This window comes from Microcoleus sp. w2-18bC1 (assembly GCF_036700365.1).
Taxonomy (GTDB): Bacteria; Cyanobacteriota; Cyanobacteriia; order Cyanobacteriales; family Microcoleaceae; genus Microcoleus.
Genome location: NZ_JAUBOS010000141.1, coordinates 1 through 2,845, shown reverse-complemented (window position 1 = coordinate 2,845; position 2,845 = coordinate 1). Strand labels below are relative to the sequence as shown.

Annotated in this window: 4 protein-coding genes; 3 read left to right on the top strand and 1 reads right to left on the bottom strand. The window is 45.1% G+C overall.

The features are described from left to right. Positions 1-76: 76 nt before the first annotated feature. Positions 77-724 (top strand): DUF2817 domain-containing protein, encoded by a 648-nt coding sequence (locus tag QT979_RS28675; RefSeq protein WP_333312367.1) that lies wholly within the window; start codon positions 77-79, stop codon positions 722-724. A gap of 122 nt (positions 725-846) precedes the next feature. On the opposite strand, the gene QT979_RS28670 is transcribed toward QT979_RS28675, so the two are convergent. Further along, positions 847-1,596, bottom strand: coding sequence for a LuxR C-terminal-related transcriptional regulator (locus tag QT979_RS28670; RefSeq protein WP_333210847.1), 750 nt, complete (start codon positions 1,594-1,596; stop codon positions 847-849). 92 nt (positions 1,597-1,688) lie between these two features. Between QT979_RS28670 and QT979_RS28665 the strand changes: the two genes are divergently transcribed. Then, complete coding sequence (locus tag QT979_RS28665) at positions 1,689-2,120, top strand: DUF6220 domain-containing protein (RefSeq protein WP_333210850.1); 432 nt, start codon at positions 1,689-1,691, stop codon at positions 2,118-2,120. 9 nt (positions 2,121-2,129) lie between these two features. Further along, positions 2,130-2,564: an MAPEG family protein gene (locus QT979_RS28660; RefSeq protein ID WP_333312366.1), complete on the top strand. Its 435-nt coding sequence runs from the start codon at positions 2,130-2,132 to the stop codon at positions 2,562-2,564. Positions 2,565-2,845: the final 281 nt, after the last annotated feature.

Below are 2,845 nucleotides of genomic sequence, written 5' to 3'. Positions count from 1 at the left end.
TTACACATGCTCAGCGCTGTCAGGAGCCAAAGTCTTTTGATGTAAGGGTTTTAGGCTTTTTCAGCAAGCCCTACTTATTGAGCCGATACATCCAACTTTACCTCCATCCCGCTTTGAACCTTATATTATTCAAGCTATCTGGCTGATATTGAGATATGGAATGACCAGTTTGAGAAACACTTTTCCTGTAGGGCAATACGATTTTCCCAAGGGGCTTTTTTTTGGCGGTCATTCTCCATCCAAAACTCAAGAGATTCTAGCTAGCAATTTGCCCCAATGGATTGGTAATGCTTCAGAGGTACTGCATATTGATTTCCACACAGGTTTAGGACGCTGGGGAACTTATAAGCTTTTGCTTGACGCATCTGCAACATCAGAATCTTGTTCAAGACTAGCTCAACGATTTGGAGTAGAAACAATAGAACCGAACAGTACAGAAGGTGTGTCATATCCAATTCGCGGTGGATTAAAAACTTGGTGCCAAGCTCTTCTACCAGAGTGTCGCTATGATTTACTAACCGCAGAATTTGGCACTTACTCAACGATTCAAGTCTTGAAGGCATTGCGGGCGGAGAATCGTGCTTACTGGTGGGGTAAGTCAGACCAGAGCTATGAATGGACAAAAGACCAGTTGGTAGAAATGTTTGCACCCATATCTCGCAAGTGGCGAGAACAATGTTTAACTCAAGGACTTGATGTTTGTAAACGAGCGTTGATGGACTGAAGGAGTTGCGACGGTAAGCGATCGCCCTACTCAATACTTCAAAATTACCATTTGGTCGATCGCCCTTCAATTCGGTGCGTAAGCGTTGCCCTCGAAGAGGATCGCTCTCCGGGTTTCTAGCATTAAGTTGATTGGTGGGTGTTCTGCATCAAGTTGGATGGAGACATTTTTACACTTGGAAAATTATATTTGGTCGCCGAAAGCTGTGCAACCATTTCTGCACGAGACGAAACCTCAAGCTTGCGGAACATTCGCTTCAAAGCTTGCTTCACCGAATTCTCAGTAATCCAAAGTTCCCTCCCGATTCCTGCGTTGGTTCGCCCCAAAGCAACCAATTCGGCAATTTGCAATTCACGAGGCGTTAGGCGTGAGGTATTGAAAGGTTGGTGCTGCGATTCCCTACGGGATAGCTTCGCCGCGCGTACTGTTGCAGCCCAAACAGACAAGTGCAAACATATCGCACTCAAATCCGCTAGATTTTCTGTATCGAAAGCGGGCATTGACCGATCGCGGGTGCAACCTACTGCACCCACTAATTGACCGCGACTGACAATCGGCCCCGCCATCACGTGCCAATGATCGGGTCGGGGACAAATTATTGTCCAAACCTTGGGAGATGCCACCAATGCTTCATGGACAGGGGCGTGACGATCCACTAGATAACGCACAACAGGATTATGTTCGATTGATAGTCCAATTTGCAGTGTTTTCTGAAGATTGCTATCTACCAAGGGCAGTCGATCGAAGAAAAAGATTCCCGATCGTTTAGCTGCAAAATACTCACCAATTTTGGGCACGACTTGCGATCGCAAATCTTCTTCGTCCTCTACCTGGTCGATCGCTTCAAATAAAAGCTGCAAGGGACTTTTCATGGTCATGATCTCAAAAAGAGTACCCGATCGAGGTCTAGAAGCATTGCAATACTCGAATTATATTACCCTTGTAATCTCAAAAGCAACTTGACATGACAACAAGTTCGGAAATCGAGCCTGATTGCACTCCCACACGTGGGATACTCATCAGCTTTTATGTGACTTCAATCATCTTTAATCTCTGCTTAATTGCTCAGTTATTAACGGTTGGAGTTGCCTACTTCAATAATCCTGCATGGTGGGATATTCATATTTGGCTAGTGCGAGGGTACAGTGGGCTGTCATTAGTAGTATTACTGGGATGGTCGTTTATCGCCCCATTCTCACGCAGAATACGACATCTCGCCGCAAGTTTACCAGTCCTGCTTGGACTACAATTTGCCAGCATTCATCTCAAAACTCCTCTTCACCTAGAGATACTCCATCCTCTAATTGGATTTACGTTACTCTATGTTTCTTCAAGCCTTGTACATAGCATATCGCGCACTTTATCGCCCACCAACTATCAGAACAATCAAATTTGAGAAGTAAAAATGACGCAAGATGCAATCTTCAGTCCCTTCTTTGCAACAGTGTTTTTAACACTCCTAGTCTGGGTGTATATGTACATCCGCCGTATCAGTTTTATCACCAGTAGAAAGCTCGACCTGAAAGAACTTGCTGTACCGGGCGCACTGGCACAAATCTCGCCACCAAGCGTATCCAATCCATCAGATAACCTAAAAAACCTGTTCGAGATTCCGATACTTTTCTATGCACTTGTTCTATATCTGTTCATCACAAAGCAGGTGGATACAGTGTATGTGAACGCCGCGTGGGTATTCGTTGTGCTTCGCACATTGCATAGCGCTGTCCATTGCACATTCAATCTCATCATACTTCGGTTCTACCTCTACCTATTTGCCACGCTCGCGGTGTGGTTCATCGCGATCCGCGCAGCACTTATCCATTTTGGCATAATTGATTAACCTCGCTCAAATGAGCTAGAAGTTATCAACAGTCGCCGAACAATGAGCGTGCAGCGGAAAGCCCGCCCTGTTTATGCCTGTGTGTTCCGGGTCTTGCGGGGCGGTCTGCCACTGAATCGAGTAGTGAACTAGCGATCGCAATACCCAATACTTTAAAATTACAATTTGGTCGCTCGCTCTTTTAGTTTCTAGCCTGATTGTTGTTACAATACTCCGGACAGTTTTTAAAGAGGAATGCGATCACAATAAAATAGAGAAGTGAAAAAAGTGAGTGCAATCTG

Coding starts and splice junctions, on each gene's coding strand:
- QT979_RS28670 (WP_333210847.1), bottom strand. CDS start 1,596: ATGAAAAGTCCCTTGCAGCTTTTATTTGAAGCGATCGACCAGGTAGAG.
- QT979_RS28665 (WP_333210850.1), top strand. CDS start 1,689: ATGACAACAAGTTCGGAAATCGAGCCTGATTGCACTCCCACACGTGGG.
- QT979_RS28660 (WP_333312366.1), top strand. CDS start 2,130: ATGACGCAAGATGCAATCTTCAGTCCCTTCTTTGCAACAGTGTTTTTA.